Annotated in this window: 14 protein-coding genes; 3 read left to right on the forward strand and 11 right to left on the reverse strand. The window is 62.3% G+C overall.

The genetic code is table 11. The features are described from left to right. Nucleotides 1-2 precede the first annotated feature (2 nt). The 5 genes from phnK to phnG are packed head-to-tail and all read right to left on the reverse strand — an operon-like array spanning nucleotide 3 to nucleotide 3,823. Nucleotides 3-791, reverse strand: coding sequence for a phosphonate C-P lyase system protein PhnK (gene phnK, locus BM151_RS09350; protein WP_090060306.1), 789 nt, complete (start codon nucleotides 789-791; stop codon nucleotides 3-5). Beyond that, nucleotides 788-1,663, reverse strand: coding sequence for an alpha-D-ribose 1-methylphosphonate 5-phosphate C-P-lyase PhnJ (locus tag BM151_RS09355; RefSeq protein WP_090060308.1), 876 nt, complete (start codon nucleotides 1,661-1,663; stop codon nucleotides 788-790). Before BM151_RS09355 ends, phnK begins: the two co-directional genes overlap by 4 nt. Next, nucleotides 1,660-2,760 carry a carbon-phosphorus lyase complex subunit gene (locus BM151_RS09360; RefSeq protein ID WP_090060310.1) on the reverse strand — a complete coding sequence of 367 codons (1,101 nt, stop codon included), beginning with the start codon at nucleotides 2,758-2,760 and terminating at the stop codon, nucleotides 1,660-1,662. The genes BM151_RS09355 and BM151_RS09360 overlap by 4 nt, the downstream gene beginning before the upstream one ends. Continuing rightward, nucleotides 2,760-3,356 (reverse strand): phosphonate C-P lyase system protein PhnH, encoded by a 597-nt coding sequence (gene phnH, locus BM151_RS09365; protein WP_090060312.1) that lies wholly within the window; start codon nucleotides 3,354-3,356, stop codon nucleotides 2,760-2,762. The genes BM151_RS09360 and phnH overlap by 1 nt, the downstream gene beginning before the upstream one ends. After that, on the reverse strand, nucleotides 3,356-3,823 hold the full coding sequence (phnG, locus tag BM151_RS09370; RefSeq protein ID WP_090060314.1) for a phosphonate C-P lyase system protein PhnG: 468 nt from the start codon (nucleotides 3,821-3,823) through the stop codon (nucleotides 3,356-3,358). The genes phnH and phnG overlap by 1 nt, the downstream gene beginning before the upstream one ends. 140 nt (nucleotides 3,824-3,963) lie before the next feature. Here phnG and phnF point away from each other — a divergent pair, with 140 nt between their 5' ends. After that, nucleotides 3,964-4,689 carry a phosphonate metabolism transcriptional regulator PhnF gene (gene phnF, locus BM151_RS09375; RefSeq protein WP_090060316.1) on the forward strand — a complete coding sequence of 242 codons (726 nt, stop codon included), beginning with the start codon at nucleotides 3,964-3,966 and terminating at the stop codon, nucleotides 4,687-4,689. 93 nt (nucleotides 4,690-4,782) lie between these two features. Beyond that, nucleotides 4,783-5,961, forward strand: a complete 1,179-nt coding sequence (locus tag BM151_RS09380; RefSeq protein ID WP_090060317.1) for an alpha-D-ribose 1-methylphosphonate 5-triphosphate diphosphatase — start codon at nucleotides 4,783-4,785, stop codon at nucleotides 5,959-5,961. Between the two features lie 252 nt (nucleotides 5,962-6,213). On the opposite strand, the gene BM151_RS09385 is transcribed toward BM151_RS09380, so the two are convergent. The 5 genes from BM151_RS09385 to phnC all read right to left on the reverse strand — a co-directional run bounded on the left by BM151_RS09385 (nucleotide 6,214) and on the right by phnC (nucleotide 10,985). Further along, nucleotides 6,214-6,828, reverse strand: coding sequence for an LbetaH domain-containing protein (locus tag BM151_RS09385; RefSeq protein ID WP_090060319.1), 615 nt, complete (start codon nucleotides 6,826-6,828; stop codon nucleotides 6,214-6,216). Nucleotides 6,829-6,926: 98 nt separating this feature from the next. Further along, nucleotides 6,927-8,252, reverse strand: a complete 1,326-nt coding sequence (gene phnE / locus BM151_RS09390) for a phosphonate ABC transporter, permease protein PhnE (RefSeq protein WP_090060321.1) — start codon at nucleotides 8,250-8,252, stop codon at nucleotides 6,927-6,929. Continuing rightward, the gene (gene phnE, locus BM151_RS09395; RefSeq protein WP_090060324.1) at nucleotides 8,249-9,124 is read right to left on the reverse strand and encodes a phosphonate ABC transporter, permease protein PhnE; all 876 of its coding nucleotides are present in this window, start codon (nucleotides 9,122-9,124) and stop codon (nucleotides 8,249-8,251) included. The genes phnE (BM151_RS09390) and phnE (BM151_RS09395) overlap by 4 nt, the downstream gene beginning before the upstream one ends. A gap of 68 nt (nucleotides 9,125-9,192) precedes the next feature. Continuing rightward, nucleotides 9,193-10,098, reverse strand: a complete 906-nt coding sequence (gene phnD / locus BM151_RS09400; RefSeq protein WP_090060327.1) for a phosphonate ABC transporter substrate-binding protein — start codon at nucleotides 10,096-10,098, stop codon at nucleotides 9,193-9,195. Between the two features lie 62 nt (nucleotides 10,099-10,160). Then, complete coding sequence (phnC, locus tag BM151_RS09405; RefSeq protein WP_090060329.1) at nucleotides 10,161-10,985, reverse strand: phosphonate ABC transporter ATP-binding protein; 825 nt, start codon at nucleotides 10,983-10,985, stop codon at nucleotides 10,161-10,163. 289 nt (nucleotides 10,986-11,274) lie between these two features. Between phnC and BM151_RS09410 the strand changes: the two genes are divergently transcribed. Further along, a complete protein-coding gene (locus tag BM151_RS09410) occupies nucleotides 11,275-12,336 on the forward strand; it encodes an AbrB family transcriptional regulator (RefSeq protein ID WP_245781161.1) in 1,062 nt (353 codons plus the stop codon). A 5-nt stretch (nucleotides 12,337-12,341) separates the two neighbouring features. Here the strand turns inward: BM151_RS09410 and BM151_RS09415 are convergent, their stop codons facing one another. Beyond that, nucleotides 12,342-14,114 carry a class I SAM-dependent methyltransferase gene (locus BM151_RS09415; protein WP_090060331.1) on the reverse strand — a complete coding sequence of 591 codons (1,773 nt, stop codon included), beginning with the start codon at nucleotides 14,112-14,114 and terminating at the stop codon, nucleotides 12,342-12,344. Nucleotides 14,115-14,344 lie beyond the last annotated feature (230 nt).

Here is a 14,344-nt window from a genome sequence, read left to right on the forward strand (position 1 = left end):
GCTCAGACCTGCAGGACCGAGGAGACGAGAAGCTGGGTATAGGCATGTTGCGGATCATCGAGCACCTGATCGGTAAGGCCGTGCTCGACCACACGGCCGGATTTCATCACCATCAGACGATCCGCCAAAAGCCGCACCACGGCAAGGTCATGGGTGACGATGATCGCCGAAAGGCCCATTTCGCGCACCAATCCGCGCAGCAAGTCCAAAAGGCGGGCCTGCACCGAGACGTCGAGACCACCCGTGGGCTCATCCATGAAGACAAGCCGCGGCCCGGTCACAAGGTTCCGCGCGATTTGCAGACGCTGCTGCATGCCACCGGAAAAGGCCGAGGGTTTGTCATCCACCCGGTCTTCGCTGATCTCGACGCGGTCGAGCCAATCCACCGCCTGAGAGCGGATATTGCCGTAATGCCGCGCGCCCACGGCCATCAGCCGCTCGCCGACATTGCCACCAGCCGAGACGCCCATGCGCAGCCCGTCGCGGGCATGCTGATGGACAAAGGCCCAGTCGGTGCGCGACAGCATGCGGCGTTCCGGCTCGGACATCTTGAGCGTATCGACCAGCCCCCGGTCGCGGGTGTCGAACAGCACCTCGCCACCGTCCGAGGGCAGATGCCCGGCGAGACAATTCAGAAGCGTCGATTTGCCGGAGCCGGATTCGCCGACGATGCCCATGACCTCGCCGGGGTAGAGATCGAAAGAGACATCGGTACAGCCGATGCGCCCGCCATAGGTCTTGCGGATATCTTTGACAGAGAGAAGCGGTTGAACAGGGGGGTGCGTGCTCATTCGGCAGCCTTCTCTATATTTTCGGAGGGGGACAGACGCCCGCGATGGCCTTCGGCCTGCCGCTCGGCGCAATAATCAGTGTCGGAGCAGACGAACATCCGCCCGCCCTCGTCGTCGATGATCACCTCATCGAGATAGGTATGCTCGGCCCCGCAGAGATCGCAGGGGTGATTGGCTTTCGACGGATCGAACGGGTGATCCTCGAAATCCAGCGAGACCACTTTCGTATAGGGCGGCACGGCATAGATGCGTTGCTCGCGCCCCGCACCGAAAAGCTGGATCGCCGCCATGTCCATTTTCGGATTGTCGAATTTCGGGATCGGCGACGGGTCCATCACATAGCGATCTTCGACCTTCACCGGATAGGCGTAAGAGGTGGCGATATGACCGTGTTTGGCGATGTCCTCGTAAAGTTTCACATGCATCAGCCCGTATTCTTCGAGCGCGTGCATCTTGCGGGTCTCGGTCTCGCGCGGCTCCAGAAAGCGCAGCGGTTCGGGAATGGGCACCTGATAGACAAGGATCTGGCCTTCGGTGAGCGGCTCCTCGGGAATGCGGTGACGTGTTTGGATCACCGTTGCCTCGCGGGTTTTCTCGGTCACGGCGATCTCGGCGGTCTTCTCGAAAAACTTGCGGATCGACACGGCATTCGTGGTGTCATCGGCGCCCTGGTCGATCACCTTGAGCGTGTCTTCCGGGCAAAGACAGGCGGCAGAGACCTGCACGCCGCCGGTGCCCCAGCCATAAGGCATCGGCATTTCGCGCGAGGCGAAAGGCACCTGATAGCCCGGCACGGCAATCCCCTTGAGGATCGCGCGACGGATCATCCGTTTGGTTTGCTCGTCGAGATAGGCGAAGTTATAGTCGCTCATTCCGCGGCCTCCTTCACGCTTGATCCGGCCTCAGCTTCGGCGATCTCCGCGCGCATTTTGCGCACTAGCTCCATCTCGGACTGGAAATCCACATAGTGTGGCAATTTGATATGCTCGAGAAATCCGGTCGCCTGAATGTTATCACAGTGATACAGCACGAATTCTTCATCATGCGCCGGGGAGTTTGACACCTCGACGCCAAGCTCCTTACTGCGCAGCGAGCGGTCGACCAACGCCATGGAAATCGCCTTGCGTTCGGTCTGGCCAAAGGTCAGCCCGTAGCCGCGGGTGAATTGCGGCGGCTCCACCTTGGAGCCGGCGAATTTGTTCACCGTTTCGCATTCGGTCAGTTCGACCTCGCCGACCTCGATGGCAAAACCCAGCTCGGGAACTTCCATCTCGACGGCCACCTTGCCGATGCGCAGCTCGCCGACGAACGCATGGCTGTTGCCGTAGCCGCGCTGCGTCGAATAGGCCATCGACAGGATGAAGCCTTCGTCGCCCCGGGTCAGCGCCTGAAGCCTGAGCGCCCGGTTGGCGGGCAGCTCGAGCGGCTCACGGGTGAGATCCGGCGGCATCACCTCAGCATGTTCTTCACCCTGAATCAGCCCCTCTTTGTTCAGAAAAGACGTCACATGTGGTGTCGGCTCCAGACGCGGTTCACCTTCTGCGGCCGCCGGCAATTCGCCCTCGGCCATGAGTTTGAAGTCCAAGAGGCGGTGGGTGTAATCGAAAGTCGGCCCGAGCACCTGCCCGCCCGGCACATCCTTGAAGGTCGCGGAGACGCGACGATCACAGGCCATGGTGTCGGTCTCCACCGGCTCTGAATGGCCAATGCGCGGCAATGTCGTCCGGTAGGCGCGGATCAGAAAGATCGCCTCGATCAGATCGCCGCGCGATTGCTTGATCGCCAGAGCGGCCAGATCGGGATCATAGAGCGAACCTTCGGTCATCACCCGATTGACCGCCAGCGCCAACTGTTCGCGGATCTGCGGCACGGTGAGTTCCGCTACGGATGTATCACCCCGGCGTTCCTCGGCCAGCCAGGCATGGGCATTGTCGATGGCGCGTTCGCCGCCTTTGACTGCAACATACATCAGTTGGCCTCCGTGGCTTCGAGAACCTGCGTGCCCGAGATGCGGGTCGAACGCGGCAGACCGGCGATCTGCGTGCCGGCGGTGAAATAGAAGTCCACCCCGAGCGGGAAGAGCGCATGGTTCATCTGGAAAGGTTCAATGTCGGGCAGCGCTAAAGTCGCTGTCTCCTTGATCCCCGGCCCGGCGAGCGTCGCGCCGTCCTGGCTCAACGCCTCCATTTCGACGATCAAGGTCGTCGACCGATCCGGATATTCCGGCGTGCCGATGAGAAAATTCGTGATCGGCTGCAAGGCTGTCCAGGTGCCAAGCGCAAACATCGCACTTTCCGGTCCGACAATCGGCGCGCCGATCTGAAAGGCGATCCAATCACGGATCTCCGGCGTATCATGCCTGCCCATCAGGCAGAGCGGGGTCTCCGGGTCGCAAAGCGTGAGCAGAAGGCTCGCCGCCGCCTCGGAAACCGGCGCAGGGGCTTGGCCGCCCTTGATCTCATGGATCGTGCCGGGACGCGCCAGCGCTTCCAAAGCGGCGCGAAACGCCCGGGCGGCATCCTGCGGCGGGGCCTCGAACGCCCCGATAAGGCTTTGTTCCTGCATCAATCCTCTCCTCTCACCATGGTGAAGAAATCGACCTTCGTGGCGGCGGCCTTGGCGGCGCGGGCGGTGCGGATCTCGGTTTGGGCGGCCTCCAGCGGGTCGAGCACGGTGTCGCGGACCTCATCGGCGCGCGGGCCTTGCATCAGCGCATCGACGAGGGCGGCGTGCTCGGCCTGCACCTTGTCGCGGCCCTGCACATAGCCATGACCGACCTCACCCGTCGCCAGTCGCAGCGAACAGCGGGTCACGGTCATTTCGCCCAAGTTGAACGGCGCACCGGAGCCGCCCATGCGGCCCCGCACCATGACACCCCCGATCTCTGGACGGCGCAGCCAGTCAAACGCGGGAAGCGCGCCCTGCGCCCCGACCAACCCGGCCAGCTGCGCCGCATCGGATTTCGCCAAAAGCCCCATCCAGGTCTGGCGCGCCGCCTGTTCGGGGGTGAGTGATCTCTGCGGTTTGCCCATCGGCGCCCTCTTTTTCGTCCTGTGTTGTCTAGACATCTTGCGGAGTTGTCTAAATTACTATACAACTAGACAAATCATTGCCGATCCACACCGACTCGGCAAGTGAAAATTCGTGAAACTTTGGTGACGGACCAAGACCCATGCCACGCACGCCGGTTTGGAAATCGATCGCGGAAACCCTCTCGGAAGAGATCGCCAAGGGGCATTATCGCCCCGGCGACAAGCTGCCGACCGAGGCGAAACTGGCCAGTCGCTTTGGCGTCAACCGCCATACGGTCCGCCATGCTTTGAGCGATCTCACCGAACGCGGCATCACCCGCTCGCGGCGCGGCGCCGGGGTCTTTGTGCAAAGCGCGCCGGTCGAGTATCCGATCGGCAAGCGCGTGCGGTTTCACCAGAACATCCGCGCCACCGGGCGGCTTCCCGACAAGAATGTGCTGCGCATCGAGACCCGGCCCTGTGACGCCACCGAGGCCGCCGCGCTGGCGCTCAGCGAGGGCGACGAAGTTCTGGTCTACGAGGGCCTGTCCTTGTCTGGCGGGGCGCCGATTGCGCATTTCATCTCGATTTTCCCGACTGTACGCACGCCCGGGCTGCGCGCCGCCTTCGAAGAGATCTCTTCGGTCACCGAGGCGCTCAAATCCATCGGCATCGGCGATTACATCCGGGCCGAGACCCGGGTCAGCGCCGAACGCGCCAGCACCACCCAAGCGCTGCATCTGAACCTGCGCGACGGCGAACCTCTGCTCAGGACCGTCAGCCTCAACACCACGCCCGATGGCACGCCGATCGAACGCGGAATCACCTGGTTTGCCGGTGAGCGGGTCACGCTCACGGTCACCCCGGACAGTGTCACGCCAGGCTGATCAAAACGTCACGCGGACGATACAAAGCCTCTGTATCACCTCTGAAAACGGCATAAGCCGCAGGTGTTTCAGATCATTTCACGGGCATTACCCATGGCAGTTCTCCCCCCGCTCAGCTTTACCGGCGCCTCGGTTCTCAGCGGTGACCGGTTCGAAAAGCGCCCTCTCAGCATCGAGGGCGGCTATCTCTCGACTGGTCGCTTCCCCGAGCTGGACCTCTCGGGCTACATGATCCTGCCGGGCATCATCGATCTGCATGGCGACGCCTTCGAGCGGCATATCGCGCCGCGCCCGCGTGCGCCGTTTCCGATCCGCTCCGGGCTCGCCTCGGCGGCCCGCGATGCAGCGGCGCATGGGGTGACGACCGCCTGGTTCGCGCAATGCTGGTCCTGGGAAGGCGGGCTTAGAGGGCCGGAATATGCCGAAGAGCTTCTGGCCGAGATGCGGGCATTCGAGCCGCAGGCGCCGATTGATATCCGGCTGCAAATCCGTTGCGAGACCCATATGATCGACAGCCGCGACCGGCTCCTGGCTTTGATCCGGCGCTATGGCGTCGATTATGTGATTTTCAACAATCACCTGCCCGAGGCGATCGAGATCGCCAAGAAAGAGCCGCTGGAATTCGCCGCCTGGGCGAAACGTGGCGGGCGCACACCGGAGGAATTCATCAAGGTGCTGCGCCAGGCCAAGGATCGCAAAAGCGAAGTGCCCCGGCATCTGTGGCAATTGGCCGAAGCCTTCGACACGCTGGGCGTGACCTATGGCAGCCATGACGACCCGGATGCCGAAACCCGCGAGGAGTTCCGCATCCTCGGCGCCCGCGTTGCCGAATTCCCGATCTCGGAAAAGGCGGCGGCAGCGGCCAAGGCGATGGACGACCCGGTGCTAATGGGGGCACCGAATGTTGCCCGCGGCGGCTCGCAATCCGGCAATATCTCGGCGCAGAAACTGATCGAACGCGGGCTCTGCGATGCGCTGGTCTCGGATTATCACTACCCGGCTCTGGCCCAGGCGGCCTGGGTGCTGGTGGACAAGGGCGTGCGCGATCTGGCGGGCGCCTGGGCGATGATCTCGAGCAACCCCGCCCGGATCATGCGGCTCGAGGATCGCGGCACGCTGGAGCTGGACAAACGCGCGGATCTGGTGGTCGTCAACGAAACCACGCGCGAGATCGAAGCGACGCTCTCAGGCGGACGCGTGGCCTATCTCAGCGGCCGGATCGGTCAGCGACTGGCGGCGGCCGGCGGAGAGATGTCGCTGGCGGCGGAGTGAGGTTGCGAAGGCGCGGCCTTTGGGAACATGCGTACTTTGGCGCGGAACAAGGCGAAGCCGCCGCGCCTGCGCCTGCCCGTCCCCGCGGGCTGGCGCATTGCACCGGCGCACAGCAGATTGAACTTTCGCGGGTTGGGTTGGGATAAAGCGATGACCTCGCATGTTCGAGCGCCATCCCACGGGCAGGCTTGTCTCGGCTCAGCGTTCGACCGGCAATGGCAGCGAGCTCCTGTCTCCCCCCCCTTCAAGACCTCACGCGTATTTCTCCAGAAACGCCTCGGCCTCCAGCGTCCGAAAATCCGGCAGGGCCTCGCGCAGGGTCTCGTGCGACCAATCCCACCAGGCAAGCTCTTGCATCCGCTCGGCAATGCCATCCGGGTAACGCGGGCGCATTTCCTGCGACGGCACACCGGCGACGATCATGTAAGGCGGCACATCCTTGGTCACCACGGCGCCGGAGGCGACGATGGCGCCGTGGCCGATGGTCACTTCGGGTTTGATGATCGCCCCGTGGCCGATCCAGGTGTCATGTCCGATTACCGTGCGGCGCGCGGCGCGGTGTTCGAAAAACGCCGGATCATCCTCGGCATCCTCCCAATAGTAGGACGAGCGATAGAGGAAATGATGCAGGGAGGCGTTCTTATACGGGTGATCGGTCGGACCGATGCGGGTGAAAGCAGCGATATTGGCGAATTTGCCCAGCGTGGTATTGGCGATATCGGCGTATTGGTCGCAATAGGCGTAGTCGAGGAACTCGGAATTCAGCACTCTTGCGCCCTTGCCGACCTCGCAATAGGCGCCGAATGTCGAATGGGTCACCTCGGCGCCTTCATGGACGAAGGGCGCGGTCGCACTGAGTTTTGGCATGTCTCACCTGTCTGAAACCCCGGTGGGAGTCCGGTGGCTGTATTACCAGCACGCCAAGAGCCCGAAGACCAGCCCCCGCAACGTGCAGCCTGTTCTTCTCATTCGCCCTTGATCAGCTTGCGGCGCAGCCAGCCGGAGAAGCTGTCCATCGCCATCACCAGAAGCACCACGAGAATGATGTAATAGGACACCTCTTCCCAGTCCTTCTGGGTGATCATCGCCTGGGTCAGCAAGAGCCCGATGCCGCCACCGGTGATCGCCCCGATGATGGTGGCCGACCGGGTGTTGGATTCCAAGAAGTACAGCACCTGCGACAAGAGCACCGGAACGATCTGCGGGATCACCCCGAAGCGGTAGCGCTGCAAAGGCTTGGCACCGGTGGAGGCGATGCCCTCGATCTGCTTGCCATCGACATTTTCCAGCGCTTCAGAGAACAGCTTGCCGAAAGAGCCGGTGTCGGTGAACAGCATCGCCAGCGCGCCGGTCATCGGGCCGGGCCCGAAGGCACGCGACAGAAGGATGGTCCAGATCAGCCCGTCGACGCCCCTCAAGAAGTCGAACAGCCGCCGCGCCGCCATACGCACCACTTTGAGCGGCGCGAAATTGCGCGCAGCGAGAAAGGCCAGCGGCAGGGCAACGATGGCCGCACCGAAGGTGCCCAAGAAAGCCATGAGCACGGTTTCGAACAGCGCCCAGGCCGTGTCACCATGACGCCAGATCGCGTTGTTCCAGAAATCCTGCCAGGCCCCCGTCAGGTTGGAGCGGGCCGGATCGATACGGTCGCCGAAAAGGATCTCGCCAAAGCTGTGATCGTAATAGGGGCTCTCGAGCGTGAAAAAGAACAGCTCCCAGCCGAAATCATAGACGAAGACTTCGGTCCGGGCCTTGGTCAGGGTGAGCCGTGCCGCATCGGTGCTGACCATGAGGCGGGTTTTCGACAGCGACACCCAGTCCGGCAGAGCCTCGGGATCGAGATTGGTGGTGACGCCAGCCGAGCGGCTCTGCGTCGCCTCGATCACACCATAGCCCGGCACGTCGAAGCGCACGAGATCGCCATTGATGTCGATGCTGCCGCCATTGTCGAGCGTGATATGCGCGCTGTCCTCAGCCAGCACGACCCAGCCCGGCATATTGGTCTCGTCATATGTGCCTTTGCGCTCGCCCTCGACGGCGACCTCGAAAACACCGGAGCGGTTGTTGCGCTCGACCACGGTCTTGTAACTATAGGTGTCGGAGACCAGCGTCACCGCATTGTCCCAACGCGCCCGCTGCGCCAGACCGAGAATGTCGAAGGCAAAGAACACATAGGCGCAATAGGCCAGGATGAGTGCCGGCAGGGCGAGGCCGATCAGGCGTTTACGGGCGATCAGCGCGGTGGCGCGAGCCCGCATGTCGCGGGTCTGGGGCGCGGCGGCAAGGCTCATTTGCGGGCTCCTTTCACGGACCCGTAGGTCAGGTGATTGCGGATGTAGGAGGACATCTGGTCAAAGACCACGATGGTCAGGAACAACAGGATGAACACGGCGGCGGCCTCGTCGAATTTGCCCTGCCCCCAGGAGATGGCGTTTTTCAGCTCGTAGCCGATGCCGCCGGCACCGACGAAACCGAGAATGGCAGAAGCGCGGATATTGATCTCGAAACGCAGAAGCGCATAGGAAAACCAGTTCGGCGCGACCTGCGGCACGAGGCCCAGCATCATCCGCTGGCCCCATGTGGCGCCGACGGAGCTGAGGCCCTCGAGCGGCTTGAGATCGGCATTCTCGTTCACTTCGGAAAACAGCTTGCCCAGCGCACCGACTGTGTGAAAACCGATGGCGATGGCGGCGGGCACCGGGCCACCGCCCAGAACGAAGATCAGCACCAGCGCGATGACGATCTCGGGGATCGCCCGCATCAGGTCCATGATCCGGCGAAACACCGGAATGAGCCGCGGCCAGGGGGCGAGCCCCTGGGTCGCCAGCATCGACAGCAGGATCGCGCCCAGCGCGCCCGAGATGGTGGCGATGGCGGCGATGTTCAGGGTTTCGATCAGGGCCGGCAGGGCTTTCGCGATATGGCCCGGCAGGTTGGCACGTTTGGTCCAGGCCTCGGCGATCACCTCGGCGGGAAAGTCGAACATCTGCGGCAGGCCGGGCAGAAAGCCACCGGCGTTGCGGTCATTGGCGATGCCGAAGCCTGACGCCATGAGCAGCACAAAAACCAACAGCATGATGCCGCCGTAAAGGCGACGCTGGCGGGTCAGCGCCACATAATTGGCGCGGGTCGCATCCAAAGATGCAGCGGTGGTGTCGGCCATGTCCGGGGGTCCTTCAAAGGGAAAGACCCCGCGCGAGCTGCGCGAGGTCCTGGCGTTTCAAGCGGCGCTTAGTTGGCTTTCGCCAGACGGGCCGCAACGATGGATTCGTAAGCCGCATGGGTGATCGGGTCGAAGCCGAGGCTGTCGCCGGCGGCCACGCCATAGGCGCATTCCGGATCGGTTTCATGCAGCTCATCGACCAGTTTGGTCATGATCGCTTTGACATCGTCCGGCAGCGCTTTGCGCAGCACGATCGGGCCTTCCGGGATCGGCTTGGAGCGCCAGATTTCGACCAGATCGTTCATGTCGACGAGACCGGCATCGACGGCTTTGCGCAGCGCGCCGTTGTTGTAGCCATCTTCCCAGGCGCCCTGACCGTCGGCCCAGGTCACACCACCGTCGATGTCACCATTGTTGACGGCGATGATGGTCTGTTCGTGACCGCCGGTGAATTTCACGTCAGCAAAATAGTCGCCCGGCTCCATCGTGACACCGTCCTTGTAGGTCGGGATCTCGATCGAGGGGATCAGATAGCCGGAGGTGGAGTTCGGATCACCGAAACCGAAGACCTTGCCTTCCATATCGTCGAGCGAGGTGATGCCGCTGTCTTTGCGGGCAAACCCGATCGAGTGGTAGCCGTAGGACCCATCCAGGTTGATCTTGATGAGCACCGGTTCAACGGCTTCCGGGTCCTGGATGTAGACACCGGCGTAGGAAGAGGCGCCGAGCCAAGCCATGTCGATGGTGCCGCCCAGAAGGCCCTGCATCACACCGTTATAATCGGCCGGGGCGAACATTTTCACCTCTACACCGAGAGCTTCCTTGGTGTAGTCGCCAAGGCACTGATAGGCGTTCAGACGGTCCTGGGCGTTTTCACCGCCGAGGATCCCGATGTTGAATTCTTTGATGTCTTCGGCCTGAGCAGCACCCGCGAGGGCGGTGGTGGCCAGAACGGCAGCAAGCAGTTTCTTCATCTGTCTCTCCAGTTGATTTGATCCGCGATGAGTTCGGTTGAGTGCGGACTTTGATGAATGGGTCAGATCACGACTTCGGCGGCGCGCATTTCGGCCTGTTCCAAAGCCTCGTGATCGCGGATTTCGGTCGAGGTCGCGGCCTCGGAAAAATCGGCGCCGGCACCGTAGATGTCGCGGGCAACCCCGGTGGTCAGCTGGGCCGGCGTGCCGTCGAACACCATGCGGCCGTCACGCATGCCGATGATGCGATCGCAATAGCGCCGCGCGGTGTCGAGCGTGTGCAGGTTGGCGATGACCATGCGACCATCCTCGTCATGGATGCGTCTGAGCGCTTCCATCACGGTCTGGGCGTTCATCGGGTCCAGGGACGCGATCGGTTCGTCGGCAAGGATCACCTTCGGGTCCTGCATCAGGGCGCGAGCGATGGCGACGCGCTGTTGCTGGCCGCCCGAGAGCGCCTCGGCGCGTTTCGGCGCATGATCCGCGATGCCCAGACGATCGAGAATGTCGATCGCCTTGTGAATATCCTCTTCCGGGTAGAGGTTGAACATGGTGGCGAGCGTCGAGCGCCGCCCCAGCGTGCCATGCAGAACGTTTGAGACGACATCCATGCGCGGCACGAGGTTGAATTGCTGAAAGATCATCGCGCAGGTCGATTGCCAGTCGCGCTTCTCCTTGCCGGAAAGCCCCAGCACATTGCGGCCCTCGAAATTCAGCGCCCCCTCGGAGGCGTCGGTCAGCCGGTTCATCATCCGCAGGAAGGTGGACTTGCCGGCGCCGGAACGCCCGATGATGCCGATCATCAAAGGCCGGTCCACCGTAAAGCTCATCTTGTCCACGGCGATATTCGCGCCGAACCGCTTGGTCAGGCCCTTCACTTCGAGCATGTGCAACCCCTCATTTCGTTGGCCGGGATAAAGCACAGGCACTGAATCCGCTTTGTGACAGGGGTGAAAAACATTTGTAACAGGTGCGGATTTGGAGCCATTCCCGGGGAAATTCATCTTTTTGCCCACTGAAAGCGGCCGTTCCGAGCAAAATCTGTCCCAATTGCGAAAGCCCTGTGCACAAACCCGAGCGCCCGCCACCTTGCTCCGAAAGGCGAGCACGCTATGCTTCCGGCGATCGCCCGACCTCCCACCGGACAGCCCGCCGGAAAACCCACTGGACACCGCATTGCCGAGCCTTCCCGCGCCCAAACGCCTGAGCCTGATTGCCCTGACCCTGTTGATCGGGGCGGCCGGCGGCACCGGGTTCTATCTGATGCATCTGCCACTGCCCTGGATGCTCGGCTCGATGCTGGCGATTTTCACCTTTGTCATGGCCGGTGCACCGCTGGAGACGCCGAACACGCTGCGCCCGATCGTCATCCCAGTGATCGGGGTGATGCTGGGCTCGGGATTTTCCGCCGAAACATTTGAACATATCAGCCGCTGGGGGCTCTCGCTTGCGGGGCTTGCCGTCTATCTGGCGATGGCAGCGGCCCTCGTCGTCCCCTTCTATATCAAGGTCGGTCGGCTCGATCCGGTGACCGCGTTTTTCTCCGCCATGCCGGGCGGGCTCAACGAGATGACGGTGATCGGCAGCGCCATGGGCGGCGATGAGAAACGCATCATCCTGGCCCATGCCGGGCGGATCGTCGTCTCGATCTCGATCATTGCCCTGTGGTTCCGGGTGATCCTCGGCTACGACGTGCGAGGCGTGCCGCTGAGCGGAGGCACCGGCGCCGGGCTCACGCTGATGAGCGCCTTGATCCTGATCGGCTGCGCGCTTCTGGGGGCCTGGCTCGGCAATCGTCTGCGCCTGCCCGCCCCGGGGCTGTTGGGGCCGATGATCCTGTCAGGCGCGGCGCATCTCACCGGGCTGACCCATTCCTCGCCGCCGGCGCTGATCGTGGTCGCGGCTCAGGTCATTCTCGGCACCACCATGGGCTGCCGCTTCAAAGGTGCCAGCCCGCGTCTGGTGGGGCAAACTCTGCTGCTGACGCTGGGCGGCACGGTGATCACCATGACCCTGTCGCTGGGCTTTGCGCTCCTGCTGCACGGGGCATTCGGTCAGACCATGGAACAGGTGCTTCTGGCCTATGCGCCAGGCGGGCTCACCGAAATGTCGCTGGTGGCTTTGGCGATGCATGCCGAGGTGGCTTATATCTCGATCCACCATCTGGTGCGGATCGTGATCCTGATCGCGCTGGCACCGAGCCTTTTGACCCGGATCGCCGGGCGGCTCGGGTATTGACCGGGTTACCCCGCCTTGGTCACCAGAACCCGGCGGCGTTTCGGCGCCCCGCCCAGCACCCTCAGCTCGCCCAGCTCGGACAGAACCTCCGCCTGAGCGTCGAATGTCTTGCCGCGCAGATCCAAGAGGATCCGCCCGCCTGCACGGACCTTCTCGCGGAAAAACGGCATGTAGAGATCGACCGGGAAATGGAAGCCGCAAGCAACGAAGCTGACCGCCATATCGACCGGCTGCACCGCCATCAGATCCTGCGCGCGGGGGTTGAGCGTCTCGATGGACGTGTCTGACACCCCGTTGGCCATCAGAAACCGCCGGGCAGTGTCGAGGTTGGAATAGGCCGCACCTTGGCCTTCAAAACCGAAATGCCGCTGGTCATTTTCCTCGAGATCAATCAGCAAGGGCTCGGAGCCGTAGGCCCGCGCCACGAAGAGATCGAAGATCGCATAGCCGCAACCGATATCCGCAATCCGCCTGGGCGGTTGCGCATCGAAAATCCCACGTACATCCGCAAATTCCTCCGCGATCAACCGCGCCGCCTCCCGCACGAGCTCGTCACCATGTTCGGCCGTCACGCGGTCGATAGCCGTGGTATCTCCCTCGCTCCAGCCCTTGATGACCCGCCCCGGGCGCTCATCCCGTCCGGTCAGCACATCGGAGCGCTGCAGGATCACATTGACGATATCCTCACGGCCAAACATCGAGACATCCATGGCCTCGACATCCACGGGGAGCTCTCCGGAAACCGGTAGCTCCGAGGTGCCCGGCACGGATGCCCCGACCTCTTCTGTCAAAACCGCCTGCCCCAGAGCTTCGATACATTGCTTCACAAAGCGCTTGTCCACGAGATAGTCGCGGCAAATCTTGTCCATCGACAGATCACCGGCAAGCGCGAGACGCGCGATCTTTTTCTGAAAGGCCGGGTCGTCGACCGGCGCTTTGGCATTGGCATTCGCCTTTTTTGCCGGGATCGGCGCCGCGGCCGGATCGATGGCGTGTTTCTTGAGCAACCCGTCCATGAACGAGCCACGGCGCGGCGTGTTGTGTTCTTTCTCCTCGAGCCGCGGCTTCATCCGTCGTGCCCAGAAATGTACACCGCGCGTATCCCCGGTGAACTCTTCCTCCGGGTTGAAACGGCTGATGATCAGGTGATTCCGCTCCTTGAAACTCACCGGATAGAAGGCGGGCTCGGGCTGCGCATGCTCGATCTCACCGGTTTCGATCAGAAAATGCGTCACCGACGAGGGCCCGGTGAACCCCCAGGTCTGTTCGGTCATATGCACCGGATTGCCGGCATCGCGCTCGGCCTCCAGCTCGGCGATCTGTTCCGGCTTGAGCCAAGGCGCGATGGCATATTCGTCCTCGAAGAACTCGAGAAGCCCATTGAGTGTCTTGCTGTCGGAGGGCAGGCCCAGCACGGCGTTGCACACCAGACCCGGCTTTTCCCAGCCGAAGACATAGGGCGATGTGTAATCGAAGGGCTTGTAGCAATACATATCCGCGTCGACCCAGATCTTGTCGGTTTTCTTCAACAGGTTGAGTCGCCACATGTCGGCATGGATCGCCGGGCTGCCGGTGCGGGCATGGCGCAGCATCGGCTCGCCCGGGTAGATATCGGCGGCATCGGCGGTATGTACCCCTGGCGGCACATTGGGGATCGGTTCGTAGGAATAGAGCGTGGTGTGATGTCCCTGATCCGCAAAGCTCTTGAGACAGAGCTGTTCGAGCCAGCTCAGGTTTCCACCGATCCACAGCGATGCGATCTCAGGCAGTTTGGTCATCTCAACACTTTCCACATACGTAAACCGGCTGAAAACCTCATAGCCCAGCCCCATGCGTGAATATAGTTGAAAAACAAAGAGGTTTCGATTTTGAAAACACATGGGTGTTTTCGTGACACCCCTTTTTCCCACGCCTCTCGCCCCCACATCCAGCCGGTCGAAAGGGGGCATTCCCTTGACTTGACGGGGGCTTCATGAGACCAAGTTTTCAAGGAAAAACAGGGGCCAGA

This window comes from Celeribacter neptunius (assembly GCF_900113955.1).
GTDB classification, from domain to species: Bacteria; Pseudomonadota; Alphaproteobacteria; order Rhodobacterales; family Rhodobacteraceae; genus Celeribacter; species Celeribacter neptunius.

What these genes read in the sequence shown, in the direction of transcription:
- phnK (WP_090060306.1), bottom strand. Translation starts at nt 791, where the DNA reads ATGAGCACGCACCCCCCTGTTCAACCGCTTCTCTCTGTCAAAGATATC.
- BM151_RS09355 (WP_090060308.1), bottom strand. Translation starts at nt 1,663, where the DNA reads ATGAGCGACTATAACTTCGCCTATCTCGACGAGCAAACCAAACGGATG.
- BM151_RS09360 (WP_090060310.1), bottom strand. Translation starts at nt 2,760, where the DNA reads ATGTATGTTGCAGTCAAAGGCGGCGAACGCGCCATCGACAATGCCCAT.
- phnH (WP_090060312.1), bottom strand. Translation starts at nt 3,356, where the DNA reads ATGCAGGAACAAAGCCTTATCGGGGCGTTCGAGGCCCCGCCGCAGGAT.
- phnG (WP_090060314.1), bottom strand. Translation starts at nt 3,823, where the DNA reads ATGGGCAAACCGCAGAGATCACTCACCCCCGAACAGGCGGCGCGCCAG.
- phnF (WP_090060316.1), top strand. Translation starts at nt 3,964, where the DNA reads ATGCCACGCACGCCGGTTTGGAAATCGATCGCGGAAACCCTCTCGGAA.
- BM151_RS09380 (WP_090060317.1), top strand. Translation starts at nt 4,783, where the DNA reads ATGGCAGTTCTCCCCCCGCTCAGCTTTACCGGCGCCTCGGTTCTCAGC.
- BM151_RS09385 (WP_090060319.1), bottom strand. Translation starts at nt 6,828, where the DNA reads ATGCCAAAACTCAGTGCGACCGCGCCCTTCGTCCATGAAGGCGCCGAG.
- phnE (WP_090060321.1), bottom strand. Translation starts at nt 8,252, where the DNA reads ATGAGCCTTGCCGCCGCGCCCCAGACCCGCGACATGCGGGCTCGCGCC.
- phnE (WP_090060324.1), bottom strand. Translation starts at nt 9,124, where the DNA reads ATGGCCGACACCACCGCTGCATCTTTGGATGCGACCCGCGCCAATTAT.
- phnD (WP_090060327.1), bottom strand. Translation starts at nt 10,098, where the DNA reads ATGAAGAAACTGCTTGCTGCCGTTCTGGCCACCACCGCCCTCGCGGGT.
- phnC (WP_090060329.1), bottom strand. Translation starts at nt 10,985, where the DNA reads ATGCTCGAAGTGAAGGGCCTGACCAAGCGGTTCGGCGCGAATATCGCC.
- BM151_RS09415 (WP_090060331.1), bottom strand. Translation starts at nt 14,114, where the DNA reads ATGACCAAACTGCCTGAGATCGCATCGCTGTGGATCGGTGGAAACCTG.